Genomic DNA, 16,800 nt, shown 5'->3' with positions numbered 1-16,800 from the left:
TCTATTGACTAATGGTTGCTGTTGATTTTTCGGTTACCCAGGATTTATAAACCTTCTGGACGTGCGCACTCAGCGTTTGTGCCCAGGGCTTCGGAAACTGGTAGTTGTCGATGCTTTCCCAGCCGATCACTTCCGCGGCTGTGCCACAGAAGAATGCCGCATCGGCAGTTTTCAGTTCCGACATTTTAAATTTGCCTTCTTCTACTGCAATGCCTTCCGCTGCACAGATCTCCAGCACCGTAGCGCGGGTGATGCCTGGAAGGATATTGCCTGCAGAGGGGGTATATAGTTTACCGTCACGCTCAAAGAACATATTGGCACCGGGGCCTTCTGCAATAAAGCCATTCATATCGCTGAGCAAGGCCTCGTCAAATCCTTTGGCTTTGGCTTCCTGGCTGGCCAGCAGCGAATTCACATAGTGTCCGGATGCTTTTGCTTCTATATGGAAACCGCGAGGGTTAGGCCGTTCAAAGGAGGAACTCATCACCCGCAACAGGCGGTCTCCCAGGAAAGGCTGCATTTCCCAAACCTGGATCGTGATGTTGGAATCGGTATTGGGAAGGAAACTCATGTTCGCCGGAGCAAATACGACCGGGCGGATATAAGCGTCCTGCAGCATATTCATCTCCAGGAGTTCATAAGTGGCGTCGATCAGCGTTTTGTTGTCGAACCGGTAAGGGAGGTTGACCAGCCTTGCTGAATTGGCGAGACGATCATAGTGCTCTGTCGCCTTGAAAATGCGCGTCTCGCCCGATTCGGTGCGATAGGCACGGATCCCTTCAAATACGGCATAGCCATAATGAAGCGACTGGCTGTACAGGTCCATCTTCGCGTCCGCTGCTCTTACGAAAGCGCCGTTGAGGTACAGGAAGGTATCCTGGTTATAATAATTGTTTCCTTTTACGTAGTTACCCATATGTTTATTTTTTTGGTGACGGCCGTTACATGGGCATAAAAAAACGGTCCGCCTCTTTGGAGGCGGACCGTTATATGCTTGTTGATTATTTACATCATAACACCACCTCCTGCGAACCGGAAATGACAACAAGGACCACCGCAATAATATTGCTGGCAGAACGATTGATCACTATATTTCCGGTTAACGCCATGAAGTCGTGTATTATCACGAATATAACGCCGTCTCCTGAATAAATAAAGAACTATACGATATTTTTTATATAATCGTCGACTTGCGCAGGCGGATATTCTCCGCATGCAGCTCCAATGGAATCTTATCCTGCACCACGTCAGCGATCAGTTCGCCGATGGTGGAGGTGAAATAAAAATTCACCGGGTCGATATCCTTGGTCACAAATCCGTTTTCCAGTGTCCATTGCACTGCCATCCGCACTTTGGATGCTGCTTCGTGAGCGCCGAAATGATCCAGCAGCATGGCTGCTGAAAGTATGGCGCCCAATGGATTGGCAATATCTTTTCCAGCTGCATCATGATAAGAACCATGTATGGGCTCGAACAGTGCGCCGCCATTGCCCACAGAGGCAGAAGGCAACAGTCCCAGCGATCCTGCCAGCACACTGGCTTCATCACTCAGGATATCACCAAACATGTTTTCTGTCAGCACAACATCGAACTGCCGTGGATTCAGGATCAGTTGCATTGCTGCGTTGTCTACGAACAGAAAATCGAGGGTTACATCCGGATACTGTTCTCCGATGGCCTTCACCGCCTTGCGCCACAACCGCGAGGTCTCCAGCACATTGGCTTTGTCTACCAGGGTTACTTTTTTACGGCGGTTGCGCGCTGCCTGGAAAGCAAGGTGGGCGATCCGCTCAATCTCGCTGATGCTGTATACACAGTTGTCGCTGGCCTGCTGGCCGTCTTCACTGATGGTCTTTTCCCCGAAATAGATACCACCGGTCAGTTCACGGTAGATTACCATATCCACGCCTTCGAGTAGTGCCGCCTTGAGTGGTGACAAATGCTGCAGGGAAGGGTAGTGGGTCACCGGGCGGATATTGGCAAACAATTGCAATGACTTGCGCAGTTTCAGCAGTCCCTGTTCCGGCCGCACTTTGGCAGCAGGATCGTTGTCATATTTCGGATGTCCTATCGCACCGAATAAAATGGCATCGCTGTTCAGGCATGCTTCAATGGTTTCATCAGGCAAAGGGCTGCCTGTTTTGTCAATCGCATCCGCGCCCATCAGGGCATAGCGGAAATGAAAATGATAATGGTAATGGCTGGCAATCGCTTCCAGGATTTTCACGGCCTGACGGGTTACCTCAGGTCCGATGCCGTCTCCCAGAATTACGGTGATGTTTTTTTCCATGGCAGGTTTATGCTGTTAAAGTTGTCATTGATGAAAATTCCTGAACCATCGCGTGACCTCCGGATAAAGCGATCTGGTGATCGATACAGGCGGGCAGTTCATTTTCATAATGGGTAACATATATGATGCTGCGCAGCGGATCCTCACAAAGGATTTCCACCACGCGCGTAAAGGCTTTCTGTTGGGCATCAGACAATCCCTGGCAGGGCTCATCCAGTACCAGGAGTGCAGGATTCTTCACCATGGCCCTTGCCAGCAGGGCAAGGCGTTGCCGGCTGGTAGAGAGAAGTGAAAGCGGTTGATCTTTTTCCGGGAGCAGGTCAAAGGCCCGCAGCCATTGCAGCACTGTCTGATGTTGCTCAGTACTCAGGGTGCGGAAAAGACCAATGGTATCAAACCAGCCTGAGGCAACAGTATGGTAAACGGTCATGGTACGATCGAAATACCATTGGAGTTCGGGCGATACAAAACCGATATTCTTTTTGATGTCCCAGATGGTTTCACCTGTTCCCCGCTGGCGATCAAACAGTTTCATGTTATTCGCATAGGCCTGGGGGTTATCTCCCGTCACCAGGCTGAGCAAAGTGGATTTTCCCGATCCGTTGGCGCCTTTCAGCCACCAGTATTCTCCGGGTTTCACCGTCCAGTTCACGTTTTCAAGAATCGTACGCTGGCCGTAACGGATATGGGTATCCGCCATATCGATCAGCGTGTTGAAGCTGTCCTGCACCGGCTGAAGTTCATCGGGAACCTGGAAATCTCCCAGGGCCATTCTTCCCGGTCCAACAAATAATTCGGTATTGATAAAGGCCGGCGTTTCATCTGCATGGCAGATCAGGATGAACATCATACCTTCTGCCACCTTTGCCGTGAGGAAATCTGTGAGCAGTTTCCTGCTATGTGCATCCATCCCGGTGAACGGCTCATCGAGGATCATGATCTGCGGTGCCTGGAGGAATGCGCGAACCAGCTGGAACCGCTTGTGCTCGCCGCTGGAAAGATGGAGCAATGGTGCATCGAGGTGCCTGCTCATGGAGAACATCTCCAGCATGGGCATCCATTTGGAAGCATCAGGATCCAGTTGCAGCAACTCTTCACGGATGGTCGCGGCATCGTCTGCTTCCGTGCTGTTGAAACGTTGCTGGTAATAGAAACTGTTTACATGAGACCGGTTGGTAAAGTGATAGTGCTGTTCAACGCGGATCACTCTGGGTTTTACGGGCGCCCCGTTTTGGAGGAACTGCAGGGTCCCTTCATGAAACAATTCACCCGTAAAGGCTTTGGTCAGCAGGGTTTTTCCTGAACCAGGGCCACCGGTAAGCAGCACCTGGCTGCCTGGCTCCCAGGCAAATGAAATATTGTCCAGGATGGATTTGCCCTGCCACCGCAGGTTGATATTATTCCCTATCGTGGTGATGCCGGTCATTTTTATGCAGTCACAGAAGCTGCCTGGTAGGCTTTGGCCAGTTGTTCCAGGTCTTCGTCGTACACTTCTTTTTTGGTATCTGCTACTGCCAGGAACTGTTCGTACAGAGCGTCGATATCATTGCGGTTGAAGCTGTGGCCCAGTTTCTGGAAACGGTAGGCCAGGGCACTCCGGCCGCTTCTTGCCGTCAGTACGATCTTCGAACTGTCAGCACCTACTTCTTCAGGCGCAATGATCTCGTAGGTGGTGGTATCCTTCAGGAAACCATCCTGGTGGATGCCGGAAGAATGGGAAAACGCATTGGCACCTACGATTGCCTTGTTTGGCTGTACCGGCATCCGCATGGTGTCTGCAACCTTGCGGCTGATCGGGTTCAGCTGCGTGGCGTTGATCCCGGTGAAGAAACCAAGATGACCATGCTGTTTGATGATCATCACCACTTCCTCGAGGGAAGTATTACCTGCCCTTTCGCCCAGGCCGTTGATGGTACACTCGATCTGGCGTGCACCGGCAATCACCCCTGCAATGGAGTTAGCCGTGGCGAGACCCAGGTCATTGTGGCAATGGCAGCTCAGCACTGCTTTGTCCACATTCGGTACATTATTAATGAGGTAGGCGATCTTCTCTCCATATTGGTGGGGAAGACAGTACCCGGTAGTGTCAGGGATGTTTACGGTAGTCGCACCGGCTTTGATAACGGCCTCCACTACCCGCGCGAGATAGTCGTTGGCGGTACGGCCGGCATCTTCGGCGTAAAACTCGACATCGTCGGTAAACTGACGCGCCCATTTCACGGCTTTGACTGCACGTTCAAGGATTTCCTCGCGATTGGAATTGAACTTTGATTTAATATGAAAGTCGCTGGTACCGATACCGGTGTGGATTCTTTTGCGGGCAGCTGGCTTCAGCGCTTCCCCTGCTACCTCGATATCTTTCTGTACAGCGCGGCTCAGGCCACAAACGGTAGCTTTTTTCAGCAGGGTGGCGATTTCATGAACGGCCTCAAAGTCCCCCGGAGAGGAAATGGGAAAGCCGGCTTCGAGTATATCCACCCCGAGCGCTTCCAGCTCAAGGGCAAGCTCGATCTTCTCTTTTTTATTGAGTTTGCAGCCGGGTACCTGTTCGCCGTCGCGAAGGGTGGTGTCGAAAATGAAAATCTTTTGATCCATAAGTGTGTGCTATGTTTGTGAAAATCAGTAACCTGTCTTTCGAAAATACCAATCGTCGGGTGGGGGTTAAAATCAAATTAAGGGCTTTTTTACACCCTTAAAAGGGGGGTGGATGCCCTGAAACCCAATACTGGCAAGGATTTTAATAAAGAAGAATTACGATGCCCAACAGATCTGTAGATGCACTTTTTCAACTGATCAGGTCTCTGGAGAAATCTGAAAAGCGGAATTTCAAGCTCTATATGACCCGGAATTCCGCCGCAGAAAGCCTCAAGGTGGTGGAATTGTTTGACGCTCTCGATAAGATGCAGGAATACGATGAAGCCATTCTGCTGAAAAAGACTCCCGGGATCAAAAAATCTCAGCTGAGCAACCTCAAAGCTCACCTGTACCGCCAGATCCTGAGCAGCCTTCGCCTGCTGCGGGACGATCAAGCCATTGATATTCAATTACATGAGCAGATGGGCTACGCCCGGATCCTTTACAATAAGGGACTCTATCTCCAAAGCCTCAAGATGCTTGACAAGCTCAAGGAACAGGCCCGGGCCCATAACCAGATGAGCTTTCTGATCCAGGCCATTTTTTTTGAAAAGAAGATCGAAGCCCTCCACATCACCCGTAGTGAAGAAAACCGCGCCGAAACACTCGTAAAAGAATCAGAAGAGGTGACCAGGAGGATTCAACGGATTAATGATACTTCTAATTTGTCTCTTCTGCTCTATAGTTGGTATATCCGTCACGGACATGCGCGCAATCGTGAAGACGAGGCTGAGCTGGACGCCTTCTTTGCCCAGCATATGCCTCCCGAATCCGTTCAGGTCAAAGGTTTCTACGAACAGTTGTACACCTACATGAGCTATACCTGGTATGCTTTTATCCGCCAGGATTTCCTCATGTACTACCGGTATACCGCCAAGTGGGTGGAGCAGTTCAACAAGTACCCGGAGATGATCAAGGTAGAAACACTGCAATACATCAAGGGACTTCACAACCTGCTGAGCGCCCATTTCGACCTCCGCAACGAAGACGGGTTCCGCAAAACCCTGGAACAGTTCGTTGCCGCCGAGCAAATGGACGTGGTACAGACGAATGACAATAACCGCATCCAGGCCTTCGTCTACGGGCAACAGGCCAAGATCAACCTGCACTTCCTGGAAGGCACGTTCACGGAAGGCCAGGCACTGATCCCTTACCTGGAGGAAAAGCTCGAAGAATACCGCCTGCAGATCGACCGGCACCGGATCCTGGTATTTTACTACAAGATCGCCTGCCTGTATTTCGGCAGCGGCAACAATGAGAAAGCGATCGACTACCTGCAAAAGATTATCAACCGGAAAGTTGACCTGCGCACCGATCTCCAGTGTTATGCCCGGTTGCTGCACCTGATCGCCCATTATGAACTCGGCAACTTTGACCTGCTGGAATACCTGATCAAATCCGTTTACCGTTTCATGGCGAAAATGGGCAGCCTCAGCGTGGTGGAAGAAGAAATGTTCAGATTCCTCCGGAAAGCCTTCGGGTTTTCAGGGGGAGACCTTAAAACTGAATTCAAAAAGTTGCTGGAAAAGATCAAACCTTACGAAAACGATCCTCGCGAGACCCGAACGTTCTCTTACCTCGACGTGATCAGCTGGCTGGAAAGTAAAGTGGAAGGAATTCCCGTGCAGGAGATTATCCGGCGTAAGGCCCTCGCCAACCGGAAAAAGCGGCAACAGGTATGAAGACCGGCCTGGATCCCTTTGTGCTGGCGCTGCTGGGTATGATCCTGCTGGCCAAATGGTGGCCCGAAGGCGGACTGGGAGAGGGGCCCTGGTCGCTGGAAGCGCTGGCAGGTTATGGTGTATCCGTGATTTTTTTCCTGTACGGACTCAAGCTGGGTCCAGAAAAGCTAAAAGCCGGTCTCGGCCACTTCCGCCTGCACCTGCTCGTTCAGACCTTCACCTTTGTTGTATTTCCCTTGCTGCTGCTGGCAGTCCGGCCGTTTTTCCGCGAAACAACCTACGAGCAATACTGGCTGGGCGCCTATTTCCTGGCCGCCCTGCCCAGTACAGTGTCTTCCTCAGTGGTGATGGTTTCTATTGCCGGCGGCAATATACCCGCAGCTATTTTCAACGCCAGTATTTCCAGCCTGTTGGGCATCTTCATTACGCCGCTCTGGATGCAACTCGCATTGTCGACCGGCCCCGGTTCCCTCGATCTCGGCCCGGTGATCGTGAAGCTCCTGCTGCAGGTGCTGCTTCCTGTTATAGCGGGAATGATCCTTCACCGCTGGTGGGGCGGATTTGCGGACAGGAACAAAAAGGGACTGCGGTATTTTGACCAGGCCATCATCCTGTGCATTGTCTATACTGCCTTCTGCGATGCCTTCCACCGGCATGTATTTGATGCGTTGGAAGGTACCGCACTGATCGGCCTGTTTCTCGCCATGGCAGCCCTCTTCTGGATCGTCTACGGCCTGATGCAGCTGGCCTGCCGCTGGCAGCAACTGGACCGAGCCGACACGATCACCGCCCAGTTCTGCGGTTCCAAAAAATCACTCGTTCATGGCACCGTTATGTCAAAGGTCCTTTTCGCCGGCAACCCCATGACGGCCATACTCCTGCTGCCCCTGATGATCTACCATGCCCTTCAGCTTGTGCTGGTGAGTATATTGGCTGGCCGGTTTAAAAGAAAAAGTTTAGTGGTTTAGTTGTTTACGTGCCCACCGAAGCTTTAGCGTAGGTGGGGGCGTTTAGAAGTTGTTCCACGACACAAAAGTTCAATCAAACCTGGTTGTCAACCCAAATCAGGATTGATGCGCTAACCTGAATAGCTATTCCAGGACTAGAAAGGCAGTAGTGCCAACCCTGGTTAAAACTGGCCTCAAAATAGCCTTATCCTGGTGTCGTTCTCGTATTAAAGGGTGGGTTTACATAGGGAAGAGACTAGTTTGACACTAGGATAAGACCATTTTTAAGCTTTTTTCAAACCAGAAAAATTGGGGCCAACCGGAAGATCCGACCACTCTTCGAAGTCTTTGCTACCTCTGTTCAACCTCTGTTGGACCTCGGATTTACCTCGCCGGGTACTCGGGTTTACCTCGAAAACCGAGGCAAACACCTCGGATTCCGAGGTCAACGCGAGGTTCTACATAGGGAACAAAGGCCGGGAACAGAGGCGAAATCAAGGGTTTTGTGATCTCATCCCTGAAAAAGTGCAACCTCGTCCCGCCAAAAGTGCAACCTCGTCCCGGGAAAAGTGCAACCCCGTCCCATATCCCTGCAACAATTCGAAACCAGGCACTAGTTTTGCCTTCAGAAACATCAGCGTGTGTGCCCGTCCGTTACCCGGCACTCCCACCAATAAACCTTTTCTTTTCTTTGCGCCATTGCACCTTTGCGGGGCGCGCCGCGCCCTTGCGTGAAAAACAATTGCGTGAAAGGCGCTTCGCCGTAACAAAAAAATGAAACCATGAACGTGTGGGAAAAGATCAAAAGACTGAACGCACTCGCCGACACCGGGCTCCTGTACTCTGCGAACCCGTATGACCGTGAGCGTTATGAAGAAATAAAAGAACTCTCCCTGCAACTCATGCAGGAATACACCGGCGGCGACGCTGAATCCTTCCGCAACCTGTTCGAGCATCCTAAGGATTACCCCACTGCAAAAGTCGATATCCGCGCACTCATCCTTTCTGATGACAATAAAAAAGTATTGCTCGTGCAGGAAGCACTGGACGGGAAATGGTCCATTCCCGGCGGTTGGGCCGATATAGGATATTCACCCAGGGAGACAGTAGTGAAAGAATGCCAGGAAGAAACCGGATTGCAGGTTGACCCGGTCCGCCTCCTGGCTGTGTGGGACAAGAAAATGCATCCGCACCCGCCACAGGCATTCTATGTGTATAAGCTGATCTTTCTCTGTGCAGTTACCGGTGGGCAACTGCAAAAGGGATTTGATGTGCTTGACATCAACTGGTTTCCGCTTGACGAACTGCCCATGATGTCGGAAGACAGGATCCTGGCACAACAGATCCGCAAATTGGCGGCCCATGCTATTGCAGGAGCAACGCATACGCTGGTAGACTGATACCGGCACGGCCTTATTACCATTTGGTTAATTTGTGTATACTTGTGATCAAGAGAAGAATTTGCTGCCCGATCCCTCAATACATAAAGAAAAAGAATGGTTCCATCAGATCGCAGAGGGAGACGAAACCGCATTTAAAGCACTTTTTAACCATTACCTTTCCCGGGTCCACCGCATGGTCTTCCAGGTGGTCAATTCCGAACACGCCACAAAAGACATTGTGCAGGAAGTGTTCCTGCAGTTGTGGCTGGGCCGCGACCGGCTTACCGAAGTAGACAATCCTGCTGCCTGGATCATGCGGATCGCTTACAACCTTTCCTTCCGGTACCTCAAAAAGCAATCACTTCAGCTGCGGGTAAAATCAGTTGCCGGGAATAATTCCGATGAAACCCACAACACCGAAGAGTCGATCAACCTTTCTGAAGTCAACCGGCTGATCCGCCAGGCCATTAAAGAACTTCCGCCCCAAAGCCGCCGGATCTTCGAGATGAGCCGCCTCGAGGGACTTAAACCGGCAGAGATCGCGGAAGCCCTCGGCATCTCCATCCAGGGCGTACGCAATACCCTCACACGTTCGGGTAAATTCATCAAAGACTATCTTGCCCGGTACGGGATCCTGATTCCGCTCGCCATCCTTCTGGTATTGTTTCCCTGAAAAAATATTTTCGAACAGATGTGTATGTTTTCCTTTCCCAGGGAACATACTATATATAACATCTTATTGCTTCATCAAAATTCAGGACGTGAATCGTGCTTCAGAAGAAAGGGTAACCTATTTATTGGAAAGAATACGGCAGGAGAAGATCACCCCGACCGAATGTGATGAACTGGCCGCACTGGTAAAGGAAGGGCAGGACCCCGTAGTGCTGAACCAGATCCGGACCTATTTCGAGCGGCAGCAGATCCGGACACCTCTTGTCAATGCCTCCGATAGCGCCTGGCAGAACATGCTGACGGGGATCTTATCTGTCGATAAACACGATTCAGCGTTCGACATTCCAGAAGAAGCCGGCACAGTAGTCCACGGCCGTTTCCGGCGCACCTGGTGGTATGCAGCAGCAGCGGTAATTATCCTGGCAGGAGCATCCGCCTGGTTTTACCTGCAACCCAGGCAGGTGATCGAAAAACCCGCTGTGGGGCAGCCCATAGCGAAACACACCGATGTAGCCGCCCCGGCAGCCAGCCTTGCTACCATTAACCTGGCCAATGGCCAGCAGATCGGGCTGGACAGTGCCGGCAAAGGCACACTGACTGCTATCGGCAATGTACAGGTGATCAAGCTGGATGACGGCCGCATCGTGTACCAGGGCGAAACCGACAAGCCCATGTTCAATACCCTGGTGAACCCGAGAGGCAGCCGCGTGGTGGACATCACGCTGGCAGATGGCAGCCGGGTTTGGCTGAATGCCGGTTCATCCATCACCTACCCGGTCGCCTTTATCGGGAAAGAAAGAAATGTAACAATGGACGGCGAGGCGTATTTCGAAGTGGCACATGATGCTGCACGGCCTTTCCGCGTTGCTAAAGGCGAAGCGCAGGTTCAGGTGCTCGGAACCCGGTTCAATGTGAATGCCTACGACGATGAACCCGTTATGTCAGTTACCCTGCTGGAAGGTTCCGTTGCCGTGAAGCCGCTGGAAAAAGGCGACCGGAAATACCTGCTGAAACCCGGGCAGCAATCACAGATCGGCAAGAATGGCGAGGTCAACCTCCAGTTTCATCCCGACCTGGAAGAAACGATGGCGTGGAAGCATGACAAATTCATTTTTACGGGCAACAGCATCCAGGCCGTTATGCGCCAACTCGAAAAATGGTACGATGTAAAAGTGGAATATAAGGGACCTGTATCAGGCGAAGAATTTGTGGGGGTGATATCGCGGAAAGCCAATGTGTCGGAGATACTCAGCATGCTGGGCGAAACACATACCGTGAGCTTTGAAATCGAGGGGAAAAAGATCGTAGTGAAGTAGGCTGGCAGATCAACCAGGCATCAACTAAACAAAACCGGAAATGCTGCGAACATTTCCGGCGAATATTTAGCTGTTGAATAAATAAAACTGTCGAAGGATCACTTATTCGTTAACCAAACACTGCAAATGTATGCATTTTCTAAAATGCAGTAAGCAGCGTCCCAAACTGCTTGCTAACCAAACGGTGAAAGCAATGAAATTGACTTTCATATTGCTAACTGCTGCCTTTCTTCAGGTTTCCGCGAACGGATTCTCCCAGAATGTTTCGCTGACCCTTAAGGATGCGCCTATTGAACAGGTGTTCAGGGAAATTGAAAAGCAAACCGGTGTAGGCTTTCTCTACACCAAAAAAATGCTTAGAGACATTCCCAAAATCACCGTCAACCTGCAGGATGTGCCTGTCACGGATGCCCTGAGCCATTGCTTTAAGGGGCTCCAGCTCGACTACAGTATCCGCAACAACACCATTATTATCAAACGCAAGAGCGAAGCGCTCATTGCTGCGCCCTCGCCACCCGCCGACATTGTGATCAAAGGGCGGGTAACCGACGATAAGGGCCGTGCGCTTTCGGGCGCTTCCGTTAACCTGAAAGGTTCATCAAGGGGCACGACTACCGGCAATGATGGTGAATTCGAACTGCATCTTCCCGAAAACAAAGGCACGCTGGTAATTTCCTTTGTCGGCTACCTGAATGATGAAGTGCAATTGCCGAAAACGGAACCACTCGTCATCGCCCTGAAACTCCAGGAAGGCACTACTGAAGAAGTCATCCTGGTAGGCTACAGCAACAAAAAACGCAGCGAAATCACCAGCGCAGTAACCGTTGTTCCCGAACAGAAACTGAAAGACGTCACGACGAATGACCTCGGTGCCATGCTCCAGGGTAAAGTAGCCGGGCTGCAGGTAGTGAGAAGCTCCGGTGCTCCGGGCGCCACGTCAGAAATGCGGCTTCGCGGTATATCTTCCGTCAATGCTTCCCAGAGCCCGCTCATTGTGGTGGATGGAATCATCGGCGGCAACTATGACCCCAATGATGTGGAGAATGTAACAGTACTCAAAGATGCGGGTGCCACAGCCATGTATGGTTCACAGGCCAATGCCGGCGTGATCATCATCACGACGAAGAAAGCGAAAGCCGGCAAGTTCAATTTCAATGTAAAGGCAACAACAGGTGTTCGCACGCCCGATTATGGCAGGATGGAAATGATGAATGGCTCCGAGGTGTACGAATACCAGAAACAATTCTACCGCGATTATAACCCTTCTGCATCAGACAATTCCTATAAGATCGATCTGCTCAAATTCACAGAAGAGCGGCCCAAAGAACTGAAAGACCAGGATCACAGCTGGCTGGATGAAATTTTCAGTCCCGCGCTCGTTCAGAACTATTTCCTGTCCATGTCAGGCAAGTCAGATAAAACAGACTACTACGTCGGCATGTCGTATTTCAACGAGAAAGGCACCTTCCTGAAAACAAATTTCCAGCGCCTCAACCTCCGCGCCAATACGACCTACCATTTTACGGACAAGATCAGCATGACGAACAACATTAACCTGAGCACGTCCAATGGCAGGAGTTATGACTACATGGATATCTACTATGCCTATCTCAACATGCCGTGGGACAATCCCCGCGACAGTGCGGGCAATCCCCTGTATGTTGATGGCAATTCGCCGTTCAAATGGTGGTCAAGAGACAAGATCAATCCCCTGCATACGATCAATAATTCTGATCACCCTTACCGGAATTTTGATGTCAACTATGATTTCAACCTGAATATTCAGATCACCAAATGGTTGGCATTCGTCAGTACCAACCGCCTCAGCGCAGGATTCGGCGGCTCTACCAATTATTTCTCGCCGACAGTTGCCGGCACCTATCACGGTGATGGCTTCCTGGAAGAAACAAAAAGTAACTATTACGGGGGCATTTCCACCAATTTGCTGCGTTTCAGTTTCATTAAGGGAGATCACAATATCAGCGGCCTGGCCGGTGTGGCAGTGGAAGGCGGAAAGTCGGATTACATGAGTGCTTCAGGACGCGGTCTTCCGCTGGGGCTGGACGTGCTGAATGTAGTGTCTAATAATATCATCGCCAGGGGCGCCAACAACCAGACTTCCATCCAGTCCTTCATTTCGCAGGTGAACTATAGTTACCTCAACCGCTATTTCCTTTCCGGTTCCTACCGGATCGACGGATCATCTGCCTTCCCGGAAGACAACCGTTATGCATCATTCCCTTCCATTTCCGCAGCCTGGATGGTGAGCAACGAGAACTTTTACCAGGACAGGCGTGTGGTGGATAATCTCAAACTTCGCTTAAGCTACGGCGTTACGGGAACACAGGACATCGGTGCATCGCGTTACCTCGGATTGTATTCCCTCACCACGCAATATAACTCCACCGTTGCCGCCACACCACTGCAATTGCCGAGCCCGAACCTGACCTGGGAAAGCAAGTACCAGTTGAATGCCGGCGTCGACCTGAGCCTGTTCAAACGGGTTAACCTTACAGTCGATGTGTACAACAACAATACCCGCGACTTATTGCTGCAGGCACCGCAACCCCTTTCCGTTGGTTTTGAACAGCGCTGGGAGAATACAGGGCGTATCATCAACAAGGGTATCGAAATCGGTTTGAACACGATCAACATCAAAACGAAAGACTGGGAGTGGACAACTGATTTCAACATCAATTTCAACAGCAACAAGCTGGAGGATTTCCCCAATGAGATTGTAAAAACAACCGGCGCCTGGCCCATCAGCCAGATCTATCGCGAAGGCGGCAATCTCTACGAATTCTACATGCCCAAATGGCTCGGCGTTGACCCGCAGACAGGTGCCCCGCTGTGGGAGAAAGTGGTGAAAGACGGCCAGGGCAATAATGTGGGCAAGGAAGCTACGTCCGACTATGCAGCAGCTACCTTCCAGGAAGTAGGATCAGCATTACCGCAATACCAGGGCAGTATCGGGACCTCCCTGCGTTACCGCAACCTGACATTCACCATCAATGGCTATTATATGTATGGCAACAAGGTATTCAGCAATAACCTGCGTTTTGTGATGAACGATGGCAGTGAGCCTTACATGAACCAGATCGTATTGCCTTCCGGTTACAATATCTGGACAAAGCCCGGCGACATTGCTTCCAATCCGAGTCCGCAGAACTCTGCCAACTCCACACAAACATCCACCCGGTACCTGAAAGACGGCAGCTATTTCGCCATCCGGTATATCGCGCTGTCCTATGACCTGCCACAGCATTTTATTAAGCGGGCAAAACTCCAGGGGGCTACCGTTTCGGTTACGGCAGACAATGTGTACACCTTCACGAAGTTCCTCGGCCAGGATCCGCAGACGACCATTACACCGGGAGAATATGTTACACCGGGAGTTTCAGATTTCAAGTATCCGAACAACCGGCAGTTTTTACTCAACATCAACTTCAGGTTCTAAAAAAACAGTTATGAGAAATCATATCACCATACTTTGCCTCCTTTGCATCCTGCTCAACGGATGCATCAAGGATGTAGCTCCGAGTGACGCACTCGCTACAGAAACGCTCACCGCAACGGTGGAAGGTCTCACCAATGCCGTCAACGGCGCCTATGCCCTGTTCAAAGATCATATCGTGTTCAGCGGCACCACCAACCAGAACAATATGTATCTCCGCCAATACTATCATCTTTCTGATTTTGCCAGCGACGATATTGTATGCGGACAGGTAACTACCGATCCTTTGTTCCTCAGCTTCAGTCTTGACCATTCTCCGGCGCAGACCAATACCCGTTATTTCTGGTATGTATCCTACAAGATCATCAATGATGCGAATACGGTGATTGAAGCAGCGGAAAAGAATAACAGCGATGACCCCACCGTCCGCCAGCTGCTCGGCGAGTGTTATTTCCTGCGCGCCTTCTGCAATTTCAACCTGGTGCGTTTTTTTGCAAGGCCCTATACGCAGGATCCATCTTCCCCTGGAATTATACTCCGGCAATCCACTGCAGATGCTGCACTGAAGGAAAGATCCTCCGTGGGTGAAGTGTATGATGCGATCCTGTCAGACGCACAGAAAGGCGCAGACCTGATGGAAAAGCAGCGCGGGGTGCAGTATGCCTCAAGGGAAGCCGCCTGGGCATTGCTTTCCCGGGTATACCTGTACCAGGAAGACAATGAAAATGCAGCCAAATATGCCGGTCAGGTAATTGACGGCGGCCGTTTCAACCTGGCTACTGCTGCCACCTTCCCGTCACTGTTCTCCAATGCAGCTGCCAGCACGGAGACCATCTTCTGCATCGCCTTTACAACAATAGACGACTATGGCAAATTCGGCTCCATTGCGTCCATGATTTATTCCGATGGCAACTCCGGATGGGGAGAGGAATTCGCATCGCCGTCACTGCTCAGCCTGATGAACGAACACCAGGAAGATGTCCGCTGGTCTTATATCATCCCGCTGAAAGACGGCGATGGCAATATGGTGAAGAAAAACGGCCTGGAAACCTGGTATATCTCCAAATTCTCCGGGCAGAACAATAGCCCGACACTCAGTTCACCGGTGATGTTCCGTTTGGCGGAAATGTACCTCAACCGTGCGGAAGCATTGGCCAAACAGGGCAATACTGCCGCTGCGCTGGATGACCTCGACATGATCCGCAAGAACCGCGGACTCGAAGGATCGTTGTATGATCAGCAATTGCCTGCCGGGCAGACAGCGCTCGAAACTGTATTGAATGAAAGAAGGATAGAACTGGCATTTGAAGGACACAGGGTCTTTGATGTGTACCGCAACAACATGAGCATGGACAGATCCTATTGGGGATATCACCTTCCGGGACTGAAAGAAACAGATATCGATCTGTCGAAGACGCCAACCGGTTACGCCAATATGATATTGCCACCCACCGATCCGCGGGTCATCTATTACATCCCGATCGATGAAGTACAGACCAACACCCTTTGTACACAGAATCCTTAAAATTTAACCAGATGTCACTCCAACGATATATCACCTTTGCCGGCATCGCCCTCGGGCTTTGCGGCCTGAGCGCCTGCTCCAAAGATGACGCCCCGGTTGCACCGGATGTGTTCTATTCCGTCGCGCTGGACGGCTATACGGTAAAATTCACCAATGCCACGACCGGCGCTGCTTCCTACCAGTGGGATTTTGGCGATGGTACCACTTCCACGGAAGAAAGCCCTTCGCACGAATATCCCGGCAAGGGCAAGTATGTTCCGACACTCTATGCCACTGCTGCTGATGGAACGATTGCTGAAGGATCGACCGTGATCAATATTTCAAAAGCATCTGCCGTAAAACTAAAAGACAATTCCCTGGCAGACTGGGATACAGTGGCGCACAATGTTGTTGTTTCAGGGGCAGGCGGCGGCATCATGAAGCAGACGAAATATGATTACAACAGCGATTATATTTTCTTTTATTTCGAAATGACCTCCACTGTTGCCGCGGGCAATGTGTTTGACTTCTATCTCGATACAGACAATTCTCCCGCTACCGGCTACCTCTCCTGGATGTTTGCCGGAGCCGGCAATGATGTGCTCATTGAAGGGGATGTGTTTTGCAACTGCTGGTTTGACCCTATGTATTTTACCGGGGGCGCCAACCAGTCCGGCTGGTCCTGGGCCTGGCAGGGCATTGCGGAGTTCTATGAAGTGGGTACTGTCGTACAGGATGGACCAACGCTCCGATTTGAGATGGGAATCAAACGTGCCAAACTGAAGGGCCTGGTGAACAAGGCCATTAAAGTCGGCGTGTCATTGACCAAGAACGACTGGAGCGCGGTAGTGGGCACCACTCCGGATATTACAACGGCTTCCTTCATGCTCGACATGAGCGAATAAGACGCCATAACAAA

12 protein-coding genes are annotated in these 16,800 nt (G+C 51.0%); 8 read left to right on the top strand and 4 right to left on the bottom strand.

What is annotated here, in order from left to right; translation table 11 throughout:
• Nucleotide 1: 1 nt before the first annotated feature.
• The 4 genes from ilvE to FPE01S_RS00780 form a co-directional block, all read right to left on the bottom strand.
• On the bottom strand, nt 2-916 hold the full coding sequence (gene ilvE, locus FPE01S_RS00795) for a branched-chain-amino-acid transaminase (protein WP_046367059.1): 915 nt from the start codon (nt 914-916) through the stop codon (nt 2-4).
• Nucleotides 917-1,174: 258 nt separating this feature from the next.
• Nucleotides 1,175-2,290 carry a 3-isopropylmalate dehydrogenase gene (leuB, locus tag FPE01S_RS00790; RefSeq protein ID WP_046367058.1) on the bottom strand — a complete coding sequence of 372 codons (1,116 nt, stop codon included), beginning with the start codon at nt 2,288-2,290 and terminating at the stop codon, nt 1,175-1,177.
• A gap of 7 nt (nt 2,291-2,297) precedes the next feature.
• Entirely contained in the window at nt 2,298-3,716 is a 1,419-nt protein-coding gene (locus tag FPE01S_RS00785; protein WP_046367057.1) for an ATP-binding cassette domain-containing protein, read from the bottom strand.
• Nucleotides 3,717-3,718: 2 nt separating this feature from the next.
• Nucleotides 3,719-4,885 carry a 2-isopropylmalate synthase gene (locus tag FPE01S_RS00780; RefSeq protein WP_052955422.1) on the bottom strand — a complete coding sequence of 389 codons (1,167 nt, stop codon included), beginning with the start codon at nt 4,883-4,885 and terminating at the stop codon, nt 3,719-3,721.
• 161 nt (nt 4,886-5,046) lie between these two features.
• On the opposite strand from FPE01S_RS00780, the gene FPE01S_RS00775 reads away from it, so the two are divergent.
• The 8 genes from FPE01S_RS00775 (at nt 5,047) to FPE01S_RS00740 (ending at nt 16,786) form a co-directional block, all read left to right on the top strand.
• Complete coding sequence (locus FPE01S_RS00775) at nt 5,047-6,606, top strand: hypothetical protein (protein ID WP_046367056.1); 1,560 nt, start codon at nt 5,047-5,049, stop codon at nt 6,604-6,606.
• Nucleotides 6,603-7,574, top strand: a complete 972-nt coding sequence (locus FPE01S_RS00770; protein WP_046367055.1) for a bile acid:sodium symporter family protein — start codon at nt 6,603-6,605, stop codon at nt 7,572-7,574. Before FPE01S_RS00775 ends, FPE01S_RS00770 begins: the two co-directional genes overlap by 4 nt.
• Nucleotides 7,575-8,335: 761 nt before the next feature.
• The gene (locus FPE01S_RS00765) at nt 8,336-8,953 is read left to right on the top strand and encodes an NUDIX hydrolase (protein WP_046367054.1); all 618 of its coding nucleotides are present in this window, start codon (nt 8,336-8,338) and stop codon (nt 8,951-8,953) included.
• Between the two features lie 61 nt (nt 8,954-9,014).
• Nucleotides 9,015-9,608, top strand: a complete 594-nt coding sequence (locus FPE01S_RS00760; RefSeq protein ID WP_046367053.1) for an RNA polymerase sigma factor — start codon at nt 9,015-9,017, stop codon at nt 9,606-9,608.
• A gap of 88 nt (nt 9,609-9,696) precedes the next feature.
• Complete coding sequence (locus FPE01S_RS00755) at nt 9,697-10,923, top strand: FecR family protein (protein WP_052955421.1); 1,227 nt, start codon at nt 9,697-9,699, stop codon at nt 10,921-10,923.
• Between the two features lie 193 nt (nt 10,924-11,116).
• Nucleotides 11,117-14,380, top strand: a complete 3,264-nt coding sequence (locus tag FPE01S_RS00750) for a SusC/RagA family TonB-linked outer membrane protein (protein ID WP_046368515.1) — start codon at nt 11,117-11,119, stop codon at nt 14,378-14,380.
• A gap of 10 nt (nt 14,381-14,390) precedes the next feature.
• Entirely contained in the window at nt 14,391-15,902 is a 1,512-nt protein-coding gene (locus FPE01S_RS00745) for a RagB/SusD family nutrient uptake outer membrane protein (protein WP_046367052.1), read from the top strand.
• Nucleotides 15,903-15,913: 11 nt separating this feature from the next.
• Nucleotides 15,914-16,786 carry a PKD domain-containing protein gene (locus FPE01S_RS00740; RefSeq protein WP_046367051.1) on the top strand — a complete coding sequence of 291 codons (873 nt, stop codon included), beginning with the start codon at nt 15,914-15,916 and terminating at the stop codon, nt 16,784-16,786.
• Nucleotides 16,787-16,800: the final 14 nt, after the last annotated feature.

The sequence above is a fragment of the Flavihumibacter petaseus NBRC 106054 genome (assembly GCF_000974785.1).
In the GTDB taxonomy this organism is placed as follows: Bacteria; Bacteroidota; Bacteroidia; order Chitinophagales; family Chitinophagaceae; genus Flavihumibacter; species Flavihumibacter petaseus.
Note: the sequence above shows the minus strand (reverse complement) of the source record. Positions and strands in the feature narration are given on the sequence as shown.